Here is a 17,951-nt window from a genome sequence, read left to right on the forward strand (position 1 = left end):
ATATTATACTTGCGAAAATCTTTGCGCCCTTCCTTCTTTGCGCCTTTGCGCCTTTGCGTGAGGTAATGAGAGTATTTTTTTCAACGCAGAAGAACGCAAAGGTTAGCACAGAGTTAATTACTCAAAAGAACTGACGAGAGTGAAGCGTCCTTGAGAATTGTGGGCGACTTCAGTGATGTAGAGGTTAGGATCGAAGAGTTCCTCAACTATATGTTGTGCTGACTGTTGAGGGTTGAGGGTGGGGCTGAGGTCAATTCCTCTGGTGAATACATTCGCCCATTCCCATCTCAACGTCTTGACTAGTCCAAATAAACCACCTGCGATCGCACCAAAGTTGGTGTTATGCTCAAATCCAAAGGCTCCATCTAACCGGGTAACAGTGCAGAAACAACTGCGATCGTAACGTCCTGCTTCGGTGAGAGATTTCTTCAAGTGTTTCGCCATGAAGAATACGTGCTTGACAATTTCTTTTTCTTGTGGTATGTACAACCCTTGATTTTGGAATGTAGGGTGGATGTGGATAAAAGCGCCGATTGAGCCGTAGTTGGTAGCGATCGCAGATAATTTGTATTGGAGTAGTTCTTCGCTCATATCTGCGAGGGTGACGCGGTTGACGCTGGCGGGTAATGGTGATTCTTGGGAGACTAAGGATTGGGGGAAGCTTAAGACTACCACTTTCCAACCGCGTTCTGTGAGGGACTGGGCTACTTGGGAGGTGGTGAGGGAACCATCATCGGTAATTAAACAGATGTGTCCCTCTGGTAAAGAAAAGTCCAAGCTATCCGGTGCGGGGAGGTATTTGAGTTTGGCTGGACGGCGTTGGACGTTCTCAATTATGCGGACAGGCTCCCACTCGCGCTTAGGCTGAGACTTTTTTTTTTCACCTCCCACCAGCTTTTGCAGGTAGTCTACAATTTGACCGATGGTGCGGAGGTCGCCTAATTCTTCGATGTTGGGTTTGGGTAGATTGGGGTATGCTTCTTGCATTGCGCCCAGAATTTCTACCCGTTTGATGGAGTCGATACCCAAGTCGGCTTCCATGTCCATATCTAGTTCCAGCATTTCTACTGGGTAGCCAGTTTTTTCACTGGTAATGTTGAGCAGGGTTTGCGCCAAGTCTGCGTAATCTGAGGTGTCTACAGCTTCCGGTGCAGGAGTTGCAGGAATAACTACAACTTCAGGTGTAGGTATAGTTGCAGTGACTACGGGCGCTACCATCTCGGCTGCTTGTTGCGCTTGTTGAATTGCAACTTCTACGGTGTGGCTGATAGCGGCGTTAGCTTGCAAGTAATCAACAATTTGCCCGATGGTGCGTTTTTCTGCTAGTTCTTCTAAGTTGGGCTTGGGTAGGTCGGGATACAATTCTTGTAATCCACCTAAGATTTCTACCCGTTTGATGGAGTCAATACCCAAGTCCGCCTCCATGTCCATTTCCATTTCCAGCATTTCCACCGGGTAGCCAGTTTTATCGCTGATAATTGTCAGGAGGTTTTTACCCAAGTCAGCAACATTAATTGCTGGTGCTACAGGTGCGGGGGTAACTTCAATAACTTGCTTGACTACGGGTGCAACTACAGGTGCTTCCACTACTGGCTCAACGGTGGAGATAACAGAAGCGGGTGCGGGTGCTTCAACTACAGGTTCAGCTTGAATTTGCCAAGCTGTAGGTGCGCTTGTTACGGGTGCATCAACGATGCTGAAGTTATTTTTGACGACAGACTCAGGTTGAGGTGCGACGGGGGTGGGAGTTACAGGCGTTGCAATTACGGGTGTTTCGATAGTGAAAGCGGGAACTTCCTTAACTGGTGTTTCGCTTACTGGTGCATTCACCTGAGCAGACAACACTGTAGAATATTGTTGTTGAATCAGTTCAAAGAAATTTCTGGCGTATGCTACCTGTTCCTGAAGGTATTTTTCATGGATGCGGAGGGTTTCACCTTGTTGAGAGTGAAACTGCATCATGCTGCGCTCTAAGCTTTCCATCACAACTAGCTTTAGCTGGGCAGCTTCTTGAGAAGATTTGGCGTTAGCAAACAGGGCATTTTGTTGGTGCATCAGTTGGAAGAAGGCTTTGGTATATTCCATCTGATGGTTGAGGTAAGTACCATGAACTTGTAAGTTCTCAGTTTGGTTTTGCTGGAACTTGGTCATCAGGTACTCTAAGCTTTCTAGCACTCGCTTGTAGTTATCCAGTTTTTCTGGTGTTTGCATTGTCTTTTCTTCGGCTAGTTGGGGTGAAACGATCGCAGAGTTCATTTCAGGTTTGGGATTGGTAAATTTTTCTAATTTGGGTAGTTCGGTGAGTTTGTGGTGTCCGTTACCGTTGGTTTCTTTGGGGACTGGGGACTGGGGACTGGGGACTGGGGAGGAGGAAATTTTGAAGCCGTCGTTTAACGCATCTTCCCAAGCTTTTTTGCTCTTGTCGGAGACATAGTTGATACCCCGTAAGGTGACATTCAGACCTTTCTTTTTCTCGGCTGGGGGTAGTGCTGGTGGGGCTTGGTATGGGTCGAGATTTTTCAACTGCATACCTAGCACACGCATTTGTACGACTGCTTCCCGCAGAGAGCGATCGCTATTTTTCTGGGTGCTGGGGTTCAAGGATATGGTAGTGTGGGGGCGATCGCCTAAAATATCTTTCACCAAGTTGGTAAGAATGCGCTTCGGCCCAAATTCTACGAAACAAGTACCGCCAGCAGCGTAGATATTTTCAATCTCCTGCTTAAACAACACCGAGTTAGCTAGGTGAGTTTCGAGGATTTTTTGAATCGCTTGGGGGTCTTTGGGGTAGGCTTTACCTGTAACATTGGTGAATACAGGAATTTTCGGCTCTTGGAATTGTACTGATTTTGTGGCGATCGCAAATGATTTCTGCGCGAAAGCAATCAGAGAGGTGTGGAAAGCGGCGGAAACTGGTAACTGTACAGCCGCATAACCATGACTTTGTAAAGCTTGACGCACTTTCGCAATTTCGGCGGTCGGCCCTGCCAAAACCACCTGGGTGGGAGAATTGTAATTAGCGATGCTAACTTGGGGAAACTGCTTAATGATAGGTTCAATTTTGTTGATGTCTTCCTTCACCGCCAACATTGTCCCCGCATCATGGTCTGGGTCTTCTGGCGCAGCCATTGCTTGACCCCTAGCTTTCACCAGATACATATAATCTGCGTCACTCAACACACCCGCCGCCCACAGTGCAGTAATTTCGCCAAAGCTGTGTCCAGCTACAAAGTCAGACTTAAATCCAGCTTGTTTGAGGATAGCGTACAGCCCCGCACTAAACGCCCCAATCGCTGGCTGTGCATATTCTGTGCGTTGCAATGCAGCAACTTGAGCATTTTTCTCTGCTTCCGAGAACACAGGGTTGGGGAAAACAATCTCTGACAGAGGGCGTAAGTTATCTTTGAGTAACAACCCATCCATATAACCGAACAGACGACGCAGAATGGGGAAGTTCATCACCAGTTCCTTACCCATTTCTAGGTATTGGGAACCTTGACCAGAGAACAGTGAGACAACCTTACCACCTAATTCCCACCCAGAGGCGCGATAATAAATACCTTGGGGATGTTCCCAGTTAGCCGCACCAGCCTTATGCTTGAGCCAGTCGATGCTGGTTTGGAGGAATTTGCAAGCTTCTGGTAAATTCTCCGCCACAAAACCCACTCTCGCCGCATTCACAGGAATTTCTCCCGCTTGACTCAGTTCTTGCAGCAATTGCGAGTAATGTCTATCACCAGCTTCTGATTGCAACTTACCCAGAACTTCCTCACATTGCTTGAGGAGTTCCCCAGGGTTGGATGCAAACAGTAAGATTTCCTGGGGTGTGCTGTGTAAACGGTAGGGACGGTTTTGTTCTGCTTCGTACTCTTCCAAAACTACGTGGTAGTTCGTCCCACCGAAACCAAAGGAACTTACCCCAGCGCGTCTTGGTGCTTCCCCTTCCGCCCGAATCCAAGGTCTAGTTTCGGTGTTAAGATAGAAAGCAGATTCTTCAATTTTCAGCTTAGGATTAGGCTCGGTAATATTAATTGTTGCTGGTAATACTTTATGATGCAGTGCCAAGGCTGTTTTAATTAGACTTGCTGCACCCGCAGCCGCTTTGGTGTGACCAATTTGGGATTTTACACTACCTAAAGCGATATGCTGCTTTTTGTTGTCCTGTTCAGCAAAGAAATCTCTTAAAGAACTGAACTCGGTGGGGTCGCCAGCCATTGTCCCTGTACCGTGGGCTTCCATCAGACCGACGGTAGCGGGAGAGAAACCTGCATCTTCGTAAGCGCGGCGGAGGGCGTTGACTTGTCCTTCCTTCCGGGGCGCATATATACTCTTGTAGCGTCCATCGCTGGAAGTACCAATACCTTTGATGACTGCATAAATGCGATCGCCATCTCGTTCTGCATCTTCCAAACGCTTCAACACCAGCATACAGATACCTTCCCCCAGCATCATCCCATCAGATTTAGCATCGAAGGGTTTGACGTTCTCGCTAGGAGATACGGCTGGGGTTTTGCTAAAGGAGATGTAAGCCATGATGGTGTTATCTGTATCCACACCCCCAGTTAGCATCATGTCGGCGCGATGTTCCACTAATTCGCTAATCGCCATTTTCAACGCACCAAAGGAACTAGCACAAGCCGCATCCACAACGCAGTTCATCCCGCCAAAGTTCAAGCGGTTGGCGATACGTCCGGCGACAACGTTAGCTAACATCCCAGGGAAGGCGTTCTCATCCCACTTGACGTAAGCGCTTTTGATTTTATCAACGATTTTCTTGGTGTCTTCGTCAGAAAGTCCACTGCTTTTGAGAACTTTTTCCCACACTGGATATTCCAACCTTGCAGACAATGGCATACCCAATTGTTTCGCCATCGCCACACCTAATATTACACCCACAAACTCGCGGTTAAATTCACGAGATTCGCCATAACCTGCATCTTCCATCGCTTCTTTCGCAACTACTAAACTTAATAGTTGGGAAACGTCTGTTACTTCCAAAATGCTAGGAGGAATACCAAATTCCATTGGGTTAAAATCAACCTCTGGAATAAACCCGCCGCGTTTACAATAGGTTTTATCCTCCGGTGTTCTGGGGTTGGGGTCGTAATAATCTTCCACACTCCAGTGGGTGTCAGGAACATCAGTAATACAATCAATTTTATTAACTATGTTTTGCCAATACTGCCGTAAATTTCTCGCTTCTGGTAGTAGGGAGGCCATACCAATGATGGCTATAGGATTATGTTGTAGTTGTCTGTTAATTTTGTTAATGGACATGGGTTTTTCTGATTTCATTTTTTTTTCCTCAATACACCTCAACAAAGCCTTTTCGCAGTTATTTATTTGGGCTTCTAACTCCGCTAAGGCAGTATCAATTGGATTAGCAGCCATAGGACATATACTGTTCTGGAGTACTGTGGATATTGCAGCTACAGTAATTTCTGTTGCTCAGTTAAAATAAGCGCAAGTTAGCAACTACCTATCCTATGTGCGTTTCTAGGTCAGGCTAAATGCTGGTAATACCAATTCAAAATTCAAAATTAAGGAATTTTGAATTGGTCTAGATGTAAGGAAGTGAGGGTGTAGGGTAAAAGATTTATGTAACATACACCCCTACACCCCTATACCCCTATACCCTTAATCAAAAGATGTTATCCAACATTTGATTCGTGATATTGTGGTAATAGGTCAATAACGTTGTTGAAACTGGTAAAATAATCTTGGAGAGCGATCGCAGCTTGACCAGTAAATTCTATCCATTCATGATGGTAGAGGTTTTGAGCAATTGCATCCCTGTGGGACGATGGAAACTGAGGAGTAGCTATTAAAACAGAAACGCTATTTTCTCCCAAACTATTTTCATTATCTAGCTTCACCGCAGCCACGTAGCTGGTATTAATGACAACGTTCTGTATCTTAATGAATGCCATAGCTAGTTTCAGCGTCCAAGATAATATATTTTATGGGATTTAACCCGCAAAAGTTGACAAGTTCGTTACAGAAGAAACATCACCTTTACTCCGAAACCACACCGATAATTTGCACAATTGCCTAACCATATAAAAGGTGATGGTGATGCAGTGTTTTGAAGGCAGAAGGCAGAAGGCAGAAAGTTGGGTATGCTTTCAACTTAATAGTTATTTCTTTCATGCTCTATTGTGTTTAGTTGTTGCTGTTACACGCAGGATTAAATAACTAAATTGCCTTGCCTCTTATAAGAATTGAATTAATACAAACAATAGCATAGTTCATAGAAACTAAATCATTTCATTAAACTATTTTTATAAAAAAAATAGTTGTTTGTTGATGAGTGATTAAGATTAACCATAGTCTAATAGTATAACTAATCACTATAAGTTAATAGTAGGTAAGTAGCCCGCTCAAGGCTGTAAGCATAGCTAGATATGGATGCAAAAGGCATTCAAGTTATTTACGTTAACAGTAGTCAATGTACAAGCAAATAGATTTAATTACTAGGCTGCGAAAATTTCCTATTCAGGATAATCTCACAACCAAAGCCATCATTTTGATGATTTTTTAATATAAACGACTTAGCATAACCAAGAAGTAGCTATCCAGCAAATAATTATTTTATATATTGTGCATATTAAACAAATAATCCCTTTGTGATGAATTCTCAAAATTCATAGTCAGATAAATTAGCGTCTGACAAACAAGTTACAGAAGAATTTGACAGGTGACAGGTGACAGGTGACAGGTGACAGGTGACAGTTGACAGTTGACAGTTGACAGTTGACAGTTAAGAGTTATCATTAGTTTCTTTCCCCTTTCCCCTTCCCCTTTCCCCTTTCCCCTTTCCCCCTCCTTAATACCTATTGAGTTTTTGTGCTTGTTTATTTGTCCATTTTTGCCATCTACCAAGTCCGTGACGAACTAATCCTGAATTGCTGTCACCAATAAAACAAATTCTTCCCATTCTTTCACAACTAACTAAAATTTCACCATTTCCCATAAAAGGAGCAATCACAAAATGATGAGGATTGCTGTACAAATTGAGCAAATAATTCACAATTCCTTCAATTTCTCCAATATTTATGGCTGTTTGGGGTTTAGCTATTTCTTGATGAGAGAAAATTCCTACATAAAAATTGCCTAGTAATAATTCATATTGAAATGGCATTTGACTACGCTGATAAAATTCATAAATATTACCCTCAGAACGGATGACAGCGACAACTTTGGCTTCATCAACTAAGTAATCATGTTCCCAGGTAGAGGAAAGGGTAGCGATCGCCAGCGCCGCATCAGAAGGTAACATATTTCTAAACTCGGATTTATTAGCTGTATCACCGCAATATACAAGGTGTCTGCCTAATATCCATTCATCACCAGTTTGCACAGCGATTTCATTACTTACTAATGGTTTTGCTTGGCGTTGAATTTTCTTGGCGGCTAACTTCGCTTCCTTTTGGGCGATCGCACTTTTGTAAGCTAGTATCTGAGCAGTTTTATGCTTAACCTCAAACTCCTCTACCAGTTTTGCTTGGCGTTGTGCTTCTGCTTGATCTCCCCTGGCTAGGGCTAACTCGCAGTCCTGTTGCGCCTTCTGTGCCAAATTTCGCTCCTGCGTTCCCGCCCTAGCTATCTGCAATAATGCTGTGGGGCTATCCGCAACGGGCGTACCTTTAATTAACTGTTTGACTTCTGGGTGAATACTTTTGGCAATTTGCTTACCATGTTGGAAGGTACGTTCTGAGTAACCAGCTTCTCTGGCTAACTCCAACGTCCTCTTCGGAGGTGGTGTAATGGTTTCACTACCTTTTAAGGTATGTTGATTATCCCCAACCTTCGCCCGCAAGCCCATACGTTCCAGAATTTGGTCACGTTCTAACCATAATTCTGAGCGTTCCAAAGGTTCTAACTCATTGCGAATCAAATTTTCATCAATTTCGGCTAACCTGGCTTGGTCAGCATCTTGATAATTGATAATGCGACATTCAATCACTTCTAACCCCAACAGCTTGCAAGCCGTCAGTCGGTGCAGTCCAGCGATGAGAGTTAGTTGCTGGTCTACCGTAATAGGATTTAATAGACCATTAGCTTTGATCGACTCTTTTAATTCATCAACTTTATCACCCTTGACCGGACGGCGGTTGCGACCGATTTTTATTTGGTCTATGGGTACTATAGGCATAGTGAGTATTGTTCAATGCGTCCGATGCAAATACTTAAGACTACGACTAAGATACAGCTGATAAGTTTCTTTATTATGTGGAAATGATGATTTTATCGGCAAAAATTATGAGAATGTCTTATAGCACACAACTTGGGCAAGAACAATGCGTCGATAATACAGTGGTCAATAGAGAAGTATAGGTAGAGTTTTTTCAACGCAGAGGCAATTAACTGAAGTTGGCGCTGAGGGATGCGGAGGGGAGATTTGAGAAAGTGAGGTGAGGAAGTCCCTAGAGCGTGGTTTCAGTAAGCATGGCTGTAGTTATATAGATTAGGAAGTTTTGAGGCTGTGAATGTCACTAAGAATAATGTTGTAGCAGTAGCCACATAGGTTAAGGACATGGATAAATCATCAAATCCTTTTAGCAAGAAGTTTAAACGCCTGTCCCCTGCTATATAAGAAAAGAGTTTTTGGTGAGTTGCGGATGAATGTGTAGCAGTTTACCAAACAAACTACCTTGGCTATTTTCTAGCTAGTCACAATTATAATTTGGAATGAAAATATGGCAGTAAATAAAGAACGCCAATTATTCATGAAACCCGATAATCGGTGGCGGTTAATTTTGGCTGCTTCTGCGGTATTGGCAACAGGACTAATATCCTTTTATACTTTGTCACCAAATAAGCTGCGATCGCCAGTTCCTGTTCGGGATGAGAAATCTACTAAAGTGGCTCCCGCAAAAGTTGCTGTCACTGCTTTGGGACGTTTGCAACCAGAAGGAGAAATCACTACCTTATCTGCTCCCAGTTCTACCAACGGTATTCGAGTGGAAAGGTTGTTAGTCAAGGAAGGAGAGGAGGTACAAGCAGGACAAGTACTAGCCTATCTCGAAGATTATAACCGTGCTAATTCCGCATTACAACAGGCTTTGGATAAACTGCAAATTTCCAAAGTTAAATTAGCACAAGTCAAAGCTGGGCCTAAATCTGGAGACATCGAAGCTCAAAAAGCGACAGTTGCTAATTTACAGTCTCAATTAAAAGGCGAAGTAGCCACCCAACAAGCAACAATCGACCGTATCCAAGCCGAACTGACTAACGCTCAAACTGAAAATGAGCGCTATCAAAAATTATTTAAAGAAGGTGCTGTTTCTGCCTCCGTAGCGGATACTAAAGCTCTACAAGTCAAAACTGTAGAACAACAGTTAGTAGAAGCCCAAGCCGCTCTCAGCCGTTCTCAGAACACTCTTGCTAACCAAATTAAAGAAGCTAACGCCAAACTGAGTAGCGTGAAAGAGGTGCGGTCTGTAGATGTAGATTTAGCACAAATGGAAGTCAAAAGTGCTGTAACTGCTGTTCAACAAGCCAAAGCCGACCTCGAACTCAGTTACATCAAAGCTCCCAGAGATGGCAGAATCTTAAAAATTCACGCCAAAACAGGCGAAGTTATCCCTAGTAATGGATTTGCTGACATCGGTAAAACATCGCAGATGTATGTAATTGCCGAAGTTTATCAAACAGATATTCAAAATGTACGTGTAGGTCAAAAAGCCACTATTACCAGCACCGCATTTGCTGGTAGATTGCCAGGAACAGTCAGAATTATAGGTTGGCAAGTCGATAAACAAAGCATCTTCAGCCTTAATCCCAGATCCGATACAGACCGCCGTATAGTTGAAGTCAAAATTTCTATCGATAACCCCGCAGATAGCGAACGAGTAGCACGTTTGACCAACCTGCAAGTTGATGTAGCGATTCAAATTTAGTCATTGGTAATTGGTAATTGGTAATTGGTAATTGCCAACTGTCAACTGCCAACTGACAACTGACAACTGACAACTAACAACTGACAAAATCAATATGAATTTTAAAATACCTTTGGCCTGGCTACAGTTAGCCCAGCAAAGAATACGTTTTCTTGTAGCTGTAGCTGGCATTGCTTTTATTGTCTTGCTGATGTTTGTGCAACTTGGTTTCCAAGATGCACTTTACTCTAGTGCTACCGCAGTCCACCAGAAACTACGCGGTGACTTATTTTTAGTCAGTTCCCAATATAAATCTTTGACCTCAAGTCAAAGCTTTTCTCGAACTCGATTATACCAATCTTTAGGGTTTGACGGGGTAGAATCTGTTAATCCTATGTATTTACAGTTTGCTAAATTAAAAAATCCCGAAACTGGGGAAAAATATTCAATTTATGTGATTGGCTTCGACCCAGGACAATCATTAATGAATATCCCAGAAGTTGAGCAGAATTTAGATAAACTGAAAATTCCTGATGTCATGCTTTTTGACAGAGATTCACGCCCAGAATTTGGCCCCATCGCTGCCAATTTTGACAAAGGAGATACAGAACAGACGATTGAAATCTTTCCTTTTGATGCCCCTATTGGCTATAAGGTCAGAGTCGGCGGTTTATTCAGTTTAGGTCCTTCCTTTGGTGTGGATGGAAACTTAATTGTTAGTGATTCAACCTTCTTGCGGATCAATCCTAATACCCGCCCAGCAGAAAGAATTGATATTGGCGCAATTACACTCAATCCTAATGCTGATAAAGAAAAAGTTGCCGCAAATTTGGAAGCTAATTTACCTAATGATGTGAGGGTTTTTACTCGCAAAGGCTTTATTGACTTTGAAAAACAATATTGGTCTGCTAGAACGCCCATTGGTTTTATTTTGAACTTAATGTTGACGATGGCTTCAGTTGTGGGTGTAGTAATTGTATATCAAATTCTCTACAGTAATATTGCTACTCAATTTATTGCCTATGCAACGTTAAAAGCAATTGGTTATCCCAATACTTATTTATTAAACGTAGTTTTTCAACAAGCTTTAATCTTGGCATTATTAGCTTATATTCCAGGGTTTATAGTGTCTGTAGGCTTATATGATTTTGCAATGCAATCTACAAAACTACCAATTGTTATGACTATAAATAATGCCCTTATTGTCTTTATATCGGCAGTATTAATGTGCATTACTTCCGGTGCATTGGCTATTAACAAATTACGTTCCGCCGACCCGGCTGATATCTTTTAGGGATTGGGGACTGGGGGGAGCAGAGGAGCAGGAGAGCAGAGGAGCAACCCACCCCTAACCCCTCCCAGGAGGGGAAAGGAGCAGAGGAGAATAACTGTCACCTGTCACCTGTCAACTGTCAACTGACAACTGATAACTGACAACTGATTAAACTTTAGTAAATCAATAAACCTGCATGATGAATTTGCAAAATAAGACTCTGCTGATTACTGGGATTGATGAATTTATTGGTTGGCGTGCGGCTGAGTTAGCGATCGCCAAAGGTATAAAAGTGCGTGGGTTGCAAAGTTCTAGCAATCAAGAAAAGGCACAGAAATTAGGTGCTGAAGTGATTGTTGGTAGTATTACTGATGCAGCGATCGCTCAAAAGGCTTGTCAAGGAGTAGACATTGTTCTTCACACCGCACAATTGACCGAAGAAGCAGGCCCTATCCAGAATTTTCGCTCAATCAATGTCGCTGGTGCAGTGAATATAGCCAAAGCTGCTAAAACTGCTGGTGTGAAAAGCTTCGTGCATCTTTCTAGCGTCATGGTTTATGGGTTTAATTATAGCGATCGCATCACCGAAACCGGGCCACTTTCCGCCGATAATAATCCCTACTGCCAAACTAAAATCGAAGCTGAAGCCGAACTCTTACCCTTAAACTCTCCCCCTGATTTTGGTCTAATTATCATTCGCGCCGGCGACGTTTACGGCCCTGGAAGTATTCCTTGGATAGTCAGACCTTTACTGATGATGCGGCAAAAATTATTTGCTTATGCCAACGACGGTCAAGGAATCTTCAATCATCTTTACATAGACAACCTCATTGATGCCATCTTTTTAGCATTAGAAAAAGAGGCTTACGGTGAAATATTTAATATCACCGACGGCGAACAAACCACCTGGAAAGAATACTTCATGCGCCTAGCCGCAATGGAAGGTTCACCCGCGCCGATGTCTATCCCAAAAGATGAAATGAAATTGTTTCTAAAACTACGAAATCAAGGACAAAAACTATTTCGTAAAAAAGCAGACATTCTTCCAGAATCAGTAGATTTTATGACTCGTCCTCATGCTTATTCTATTGCCAAAGCACAAACATTGCTTGACTTTAAACCAAAAATAGACCTAGAAGAAGGTCTACGTCAAACAAAAGCATGGGTGCAGAAAACAGATATTCAAAAGCTAGTTAAATAGCTAAATTTCTCGTGCCTTGGTTGTAGAAATATAGAACCACAGAGACGCAGAGGCACAGAGAAAAGATGGATTTTGTACTCTGTGTCTTCATACCTCTGTGGTTTAAATTCCCAAACAATCCTCTAAGGAGTGCCATTTTATGATGAGAATTTCTCAGTTGCGTCATCTTTTATTAGCATCTTTGTTGAGCTTAGGCTGTATCAGTGCAGTCAATGCAGAACCTACAACTAAGTTAACAGTTGTAGTCAACGGTATCCGCCATCAAAAAGGCGAGATTTGCTTTCGAGTTTACGCCAACGAGAAAGGATTTCCCATGAGTGATACCAGTGAAGTCCAAAGTGGCTGTAAAAAAATTACAGGCAAATCTGTTACCAAGAGCTTTTATGGCTTAAAACCAGGTAAATATGCTGTAGCGATCGTCGATGACCAAAACGCCAATCACAAATTAGATACAGACTTCTTCGGTATTCCCAAAGAAGGTTTTGGAATTTCCAATAACCCCACCGTATCTATTCAAACAGGATCACCAAAATTTAACAAGTCAAGTTTTACAGTTAACAAGAACACTACCATCAACATTTCCGTCAAATACTCACTTGATCCGTAAATAATGGTAGGTGACAGGTGACAGTTGACAGTTAACAGTTGACAGTTAACAGTTGACAGTTGACAGTTGACAGTTGTTACTCTCCCCTACTCCCTCATTTCCCTATTCCCCTCCTGGGAGGGGTTAGGGGTGGGTTTCCCTCATCTCCCTCATCTCCCTCATCTCCATCATCTCCCTCATCTCCCCCCACTCCCTCATCTCCCTCATCTCCCCCATCTCCCCCCACTCCCTCATCTCCCTCACCTCCCTACTTTCCACTCCCGGAGATATAAATGTCATGAAAGAGTTGGCAATATTTTTGTCTAAATCTTTGCTGGGGTGGTTAGTTATTCAGGTATGCTTGTCTTTGATATTTCTGTTTTATTTACGGACATCGCGCCCCACAAAATCATCTGATGACCAACTACCCAAAGCGGCGGTAATTCTTTGCCTGCGAGGAGCCGATCCTTCTTTACCCAAATGTATAGAAGCGCTACTACAACAGGACTACCCAGAGTACGATTTAAAACTGATTGTTGATAGTCAAAATGACCCAGCTTGGCACATTGCCCATTACACTATCAACAAATTGGGTAAAACTAACGTTCAAATCAGCCATTTACAGATTATTCGCCACAACTGTAGTCTTAAATGCAGTTCTTTAATTCAAGGTATTTCCGATTTAGATGACTCTTATCAGGTAGTTGCTTTAGTAGATGCAGATACTATCGCTCATCCCAACTGGTTACGGGAATTAGTTAGTCCTTTAGCTGATGCCAAAATTGGGGCGACTACAGGTCATCGTTGGTATCTACCCAGCAGTAATTATTGGGGTTCTTTGGTACGTTACACGGGTAACATATCTGCGGTTGTGCAGATGTACCTATTCGGTATTCCTTGGGGTGGAACTTTAGCGATAAAAACTGAGGTACTGCGCCAAACGGAGCTACTGGAAAAGTGGGCGCAAGCCTTTGGTGAAGATTTGATGATGCACAATGTGCTGAAAAAGCAGGGTTTGCGAGTAAAGTTTGTACCTTCGCTGATTATGGTCAATCGTGAAGAGTGCGATTTATTGGGCATCATTGAATATCTTCAGCGCCTCATTCTCTATTCTCGGCTTTATCATCCCCGTTGGCTGGCTATAGTAAGTGAAGCTGTTTCTAGTATTTTGTTCCCCTCTTTAGCAATTTTGTTATTTCTGTGGTCTTTGGGTGATGCTCAATGGGATGTGGCAGGTTTATTGCTGCAATCATACAGCATCTACACTTTCGGATTACTCTTACTAATGCTGATGATGCAGTTAGGAGTACAACCTATAATTCGCGCTCAAGGTCAACGAACAACGAAGTTATCAATTGCAACTGTGGGTAAGTTGTTGTTAGCAATTCCCCTAACGCAGTGGGTATATGGGTTAGCGATGGTGTCTTCTTTCTGGATATCAACAGTTAAATGGCGGGGTATTATCTACCGAATTTATAACCCGTGGAATATCAGGCTAGTTGAGTATCATCCTTACGATTTTTTGGATCAACCTGTTGATAGGAAGATATCTCTTTGATTGGTCAATAGTCATTAGTCATTAGTCCATAGTCATTAGTCAATAGTCAATAGTCCATAGTCCATAGTCCATAGTCCATAGTCCATAGTCCATAGTCCATAGTCCATAGTCCATAGTCCATAGAAAAGGCAATTAATTCTTCCCCCTTCCCCCTTCCCCCTCCCCCTTCCCCTCCCCCTTAATCAAAAATGGATGATTTAGTAATTCTGATATCTAAATTTTTGGTGAGTTGGTTAGCTGTTCAAGTGGTTACAGTCATACTATTTATGTGGTATCTGAACTCAGGTTCAATAAACTTGCCTGATGAACATTTACCGAAAACAGCAGTTTTGCTATGCTTGCGGGGGGCAGATCCTTTTTTAGGAGATTGTTTGCGATCGCTCCTTCAACAAAATTATCCCCAATATCATGTCAAACTAATCATCGATAGTGAACAAGACCCAGCTTGGCAAGTTGCTGAAGATGTCATCAATGAAGTGGGAATAACTAACATTTCCTTTAGTCCTTTGCGGTATGTACTTCAAAGTTGTAGTCTTAAATGCAGTTCTTTAGTGCAAGCTGTTTCAGAATTAGACGATTCCTATAAAGTTGTGGCGTTGGTAGATGCTGATACTGTTGTCCATGCTAATTGGTTACGAGAGTTAGTTAGCCCTCTCCTTCATCCTAGCGTTGGTGCAACTACAGGTAATCGTTGGTATCTACCCACAGGTAAGTATTGGGGTACTTTGGTGCGCTACATCTGGAATGTTTCGGCGATGGTGCAGATGTACCTATATGGCATTCCTTGGGGTGGAACTTTGGCTGTGAAAACAGAGGTGCTGCATCAAACAGGACTGTTGGAAAGATGGGGACAAGCTTTTGGCGAAGATACGATGATACGTAGTGTTTTGGCTAAATATAACCTCAAGGTCAAGTTTGTACCTTCTTTGATTATGCTCAATCAAGAAGAGTGCGATTTACCTAGTTTAAAATACTGGTTTCAACGTCAACTTTTGGCTTCTCGACTTTACCATCCTTGGTGGTGGGCGGTAGTGGCTGATGCTGTTTTCACTATCCTGATGCCGCAAATTCTCTTAATGGTGTGGTTTTTTGCCTTCATGGGTGAAGATGGGAACACTGCTACTTTTGCTTTGAGTTGGTATGTAATTTATATCACAGCATTAGTTATGCTCATGCTGTTTTTAGAGTTAGTTGTGCAGTCAGTTATCAGTTCCCAAGGTAAACCTGTAACCCGGTTGTCAGTACCTTTGATGTTGAGGATGTGGGTAGGAATGCCTCTAACACATTGGATTTATGGGTGGGCGATGGTCACTTCTTGGCGGATGGAAACTGTTAATTGGCGGGGTGTTAGTTACGAAGTTTATGGGGCTTGGAATATTCATCTACTCGAATATCGACCTTACCATTCATCAGACCAACCAAGCGATCGCCAAATTTCTCTATAATATCAAGTTTGGCTAATTACTTATAATATGGTTGTTTTGGTGGGTAATTGGTAATAGCTAATAGGTAATTGTTTTGAGCCACTACCGATTACTAATTACCCATTACCAGCCCCCAAGACATGATAAGTATTTAAGCAAACCTGATATAAGTGATTACGCTTTTAAATTGCATAGTTACTCATGAGGTTTGTTAACGGTTAACTGTTAACAAGCAATAGGAAAAAATCTGCAATTTAGATGTGTAACAGCTTACTTCTAAAAAATACACAAATTAGTAAAAATATGCACAAGTCTAAGCTTCGCATTGCCCTATTTAGTGGATTGTACGCCCCTTTTTTAACTGGAGTTTCAGTAGCGGTACATCAAAGGGTGCGCTGGTTACTGCAACAAGGGCATGAAGTTTTTCTCATTCATCCCCAAATTAATGATAAGTTTCCTAAAAATGTGGGAAATCGCCCGATGGTAGGGTTAGAAGAATTAACAGTTTTCCCTAACTTTTCTCACTACGCATTTCCCACAGAACCATTAATATTTTATAAATCTCTACCACAACCGTTGAGCGATCGCTACTGGAGTGATACTCAACTGCTGACACAATTCCAGCCAGACATCATCGTAGTGGAAGAAGCAGCACAAATGCGTGGTATGTACTCAGCTTTGCTACAAGGTTATGGTCGTCCTGTGGGTGTGAAATATGCTAAACGCACAAACACACCAATCATATCTGTATTCCACACAGATATTGTTGCCTATATCAAATATTACTTAGGGGATGTTTTCTTTAATTTGTTACGTCCCATTGTTCCCCAATTAATTAAGCAATTTAGCGCAGAATATGACCTGAATGTATTTTCTTCACGAGAACAGCTAGAAAAGTATCAAAAATTAAAATGTCAACGTGGTGAATATCTACCCTATCAAGGAATTGATTGTGAAAAATTCCATCCCCGCAATATCGTCCACAACCCCATCCCCCAAGATAATAGACCCACATTGCTATTTGTCGGACGCATCACCGCAGAAAAAAACGTTACTCAATTAATAGATATTTACCCATTAGTTGCTGCTAAAATTCCTGATGTCCATCTAGTAATTGTTGGTAGCGGCCCCCTAGATGAAGAGATCCGCAAACGCGCCGAAAAGTTTGTTTCTGGTATCACTATTTGGGGTGAGTCCCACGGTACAGAACTATTAGGCTGGTTTGCTCGCGCCGATATATTTATTAATCCCTCGGTGACAGAAAACTTCTGTACCACAACTAACGAAGCCTTAGCTTCAGGTACTCCCGTAGTTGCAGCAAACGCAACCTCAACATCAGAACAAGTAATATCTGGTCACAACGGCTTTTTAGCAGAACCTAATAACCCGAAAGATTTTGCCCAACAGATAACAGCGATTTTACAAAATCCTGAACTGAAAACAACTATGGGTGAACAAGCCCGTGCTTTCATTCTCCAATATGATTGGTCAGCTTGTACAGAAAAGTTTGAAAACAAACTTTATCAGTTAGTGCAAGCATCAAACAAGCAACAAGCAACACCTGTTCAGTAGTTCGTAGTAAAGGCTTTAGCCTTTTGTTGAGGACTAAAGTCCTCACTACGAACTCAATATTAACGAATAGATGGAAAAACACCAAGGATTGGAGATATAGTATTAGTATTTGATTTTTGAAACATACAGCATATTTTGGGTAAATGAGGTACAAGCGTAAAACCCAAAACCATGTAGAGATTGACATGTCAATCTCTACAGTATTTCACGAATAGCGAAACTGCTGTATGTAGGGTGGGCAATGCCCACCAAAACCATGATATGCTGGGCATTGCTACAGGCACTGAGATTTTTTCAAAATTCAAATAGAATTCCTATATTACCAGGACTTACGCAAGTGTCACAATTGGTAGTTGGTGCGTGACGCTACAAGTCTCATGACTACGTTCAAATATTATCGCCAGTCACACACCCTACAGAAAAAATATGCCAGTTGCGTAAGTCCTAATTACTCAA

Annotated in this window: 11 protein-coding genes; 7 read left to right on the plus strand and 4 right to left on the minus strand. The window is 42.3% G+C overall.

Translation table 11 applies throughout. The features are described from left to right. Window positions 1-117 precede the first annotated feature (117 nt). From H6G83_RS14380 to H6G83_RS14390, 3 genes are all read right to left on the minus strand, one after another. The gene (locus H6G83_RS14380; RefSeq protein ID WP_190473272.1) at window positions 118-5,391 is read right to left on the minus strand and encodes a type I polyketide synthase; all 5,274 of its coding nucleotides are present in this window, start codon (window positions 5,389-5,391) and stop codon (window positions 118-120) included. Window positions 5,392-5,651: 260 nt separating this feature from the next. Continuing rightward, window positions 5,652-5,930 (minus strand): hypothetical protein, encoded by a 279-nt coding sequence (locus tag H6G83_RS14385; RefSeq protein ID WP_190473275.1) that lies wholly within the window; start codon window positions 5,928-5,930, stop codon window positions 5,652-5,654. A gap of 896 nt (window positions 5,931-6,826) precedes the next feature. Then, entirely contained in the window at window positions 6,827-8,155 is a 1,329-nt protein-coding gene (locus tag H6G83_RS14390; protein ID WP_190473278.1) for a ParB N-terminal domain-containing protein, read from the minus strand. Between the two features lie 544 nt (window positions 8,156-8,699). On the opposite strand from H6G83_RS14390, the gene H6G83_RS14395 reads away from it, so the two are divergent. The 4 genes from H6G83_RS14395 (at window position 8,700) to H6G83_RS14410 (ending at window position 12,962) form a co-directional block, all read left to right on the plus strand. Further along, window positions 8,700-9,902, plus strand: coding sequence for an ABC exporter membrane fusion protein (locus H6G83_RS14395; protein ID WP_190473281.1), 1,203 nt, complete (start codon window positions 8,700-8,702; stop codon window positions 9,900-9,902). Window positions 9,903-9,996: 94 nt separating this feature from the next. Then, window positions 9,997-11,175 carry an ABC transporter permease DevC gene (gene devC / locus H6G83_RS14400; RefSeq protein WP_190473284.1) on the plus strand — a complete coding sequence of 393 codons (1,179 nt, stop codon included), beginning with the start codon at window positions 9,997-9,999 and terminating at the stop codon, window positions 11,173-11,175. 178 nt (window positions 11,176-11,353) lie between these two features. Continuing rightward, window positions 11,354-12,355: an NAD-dependent epimerase/dehydratase family protein gene (locus H6G83_RS14405; protein ID WP_190473401.1), complete on the plus strand. Its 1,002-nt coding sequence runs from the start codon at window positions 11,354-11,356 to the stop codon at window positions 12,353-12,355. Window positions 12,356-12,494: 139 nt separating this feature from the next. After that, on the plus strand, window positions 12,495-12,962 hold the full coding sequence (locus H6G83_RS14410) for a DUF2141 domain-containing protein (protein ID WP_190473287.1): 468 nt from the start codon (window positions 12,495-12,497) through the stop codon (window positions 12,960-12,962). Window positions 12,963-13,085: 123 nt separating this feature from the next. Here H6G83_RS14410 and H6G83_RS14415 read toward each other — a convergent pair whose 3' ends face one another. Further along, window positions 13,086-13,241: a hypothetical protein gene (locus H6G83_RS14415; RefSeq protein ID WP_190473289.1), complete on the minus strand. Its 156-nt coding sequence runs from the start codon at window positions 13,239-13,241 to the stop codon at window positions 13,086-13,088. Here H6G83_RS14415 and H6G83_RS14420 point away from each other — a divergent pair. The 3 genes from H6G83_RS14420 to H6G83_RS14430 all read left to right on the plus strand — a co-directional run bounded on the left by H6G83_RS14420 (window position 13,240) and on the right by H6G83_RS14430 (window position 17,495). Continuing rightward, entirely contained in the window at window positions 13,240-14,499 is a 1,260-nt protein-coding gene (locus H6G83_RS14420) for a glycosyltransferase (RefSeq protein WP_190473292.1), read from the plus strand. The two genes, H6G83_RS14415 and H6G83_RS14420, sit on opposite strands and share 2 nt — an antisense overlap. A gap of 188 nt (window positions 14,500-14,687) precedes the next feature. After that, entirely contained in the window at window positions 14,688-15,944 is a 1,257-nt protein-coding gene (locus H6G83_RS14425; RefSeq protein WP_190473294.1) for a glycosyltransferase, read from the plus strand. Between the two features lie 282 nt (window positions 15,945-16,226). Next, window positions 16,227-17,495 (plus strand): glycosyltransferase, encoded by a 1,269-nt coding sequence (locus tag H6G83_RS14430; protein WP_190473297.1) that lies wholly within the window; start codon window positions 16,227-16,229, stop codon window positions 17,493-17,495. Window positions 17,496-17,951 lie beyond the last annotated feature (456 nt).

The sequence above is a fragment of the Anabaena azotica FACHB-119 genome (assembly GCF_014697625.1).
Lineage (GTDB): Bacteria > Cyanobacteriota > Cyanobacteriia > Cyanobacteriales > Nostocaceae > Trichormus > Trichormus azoticus_A.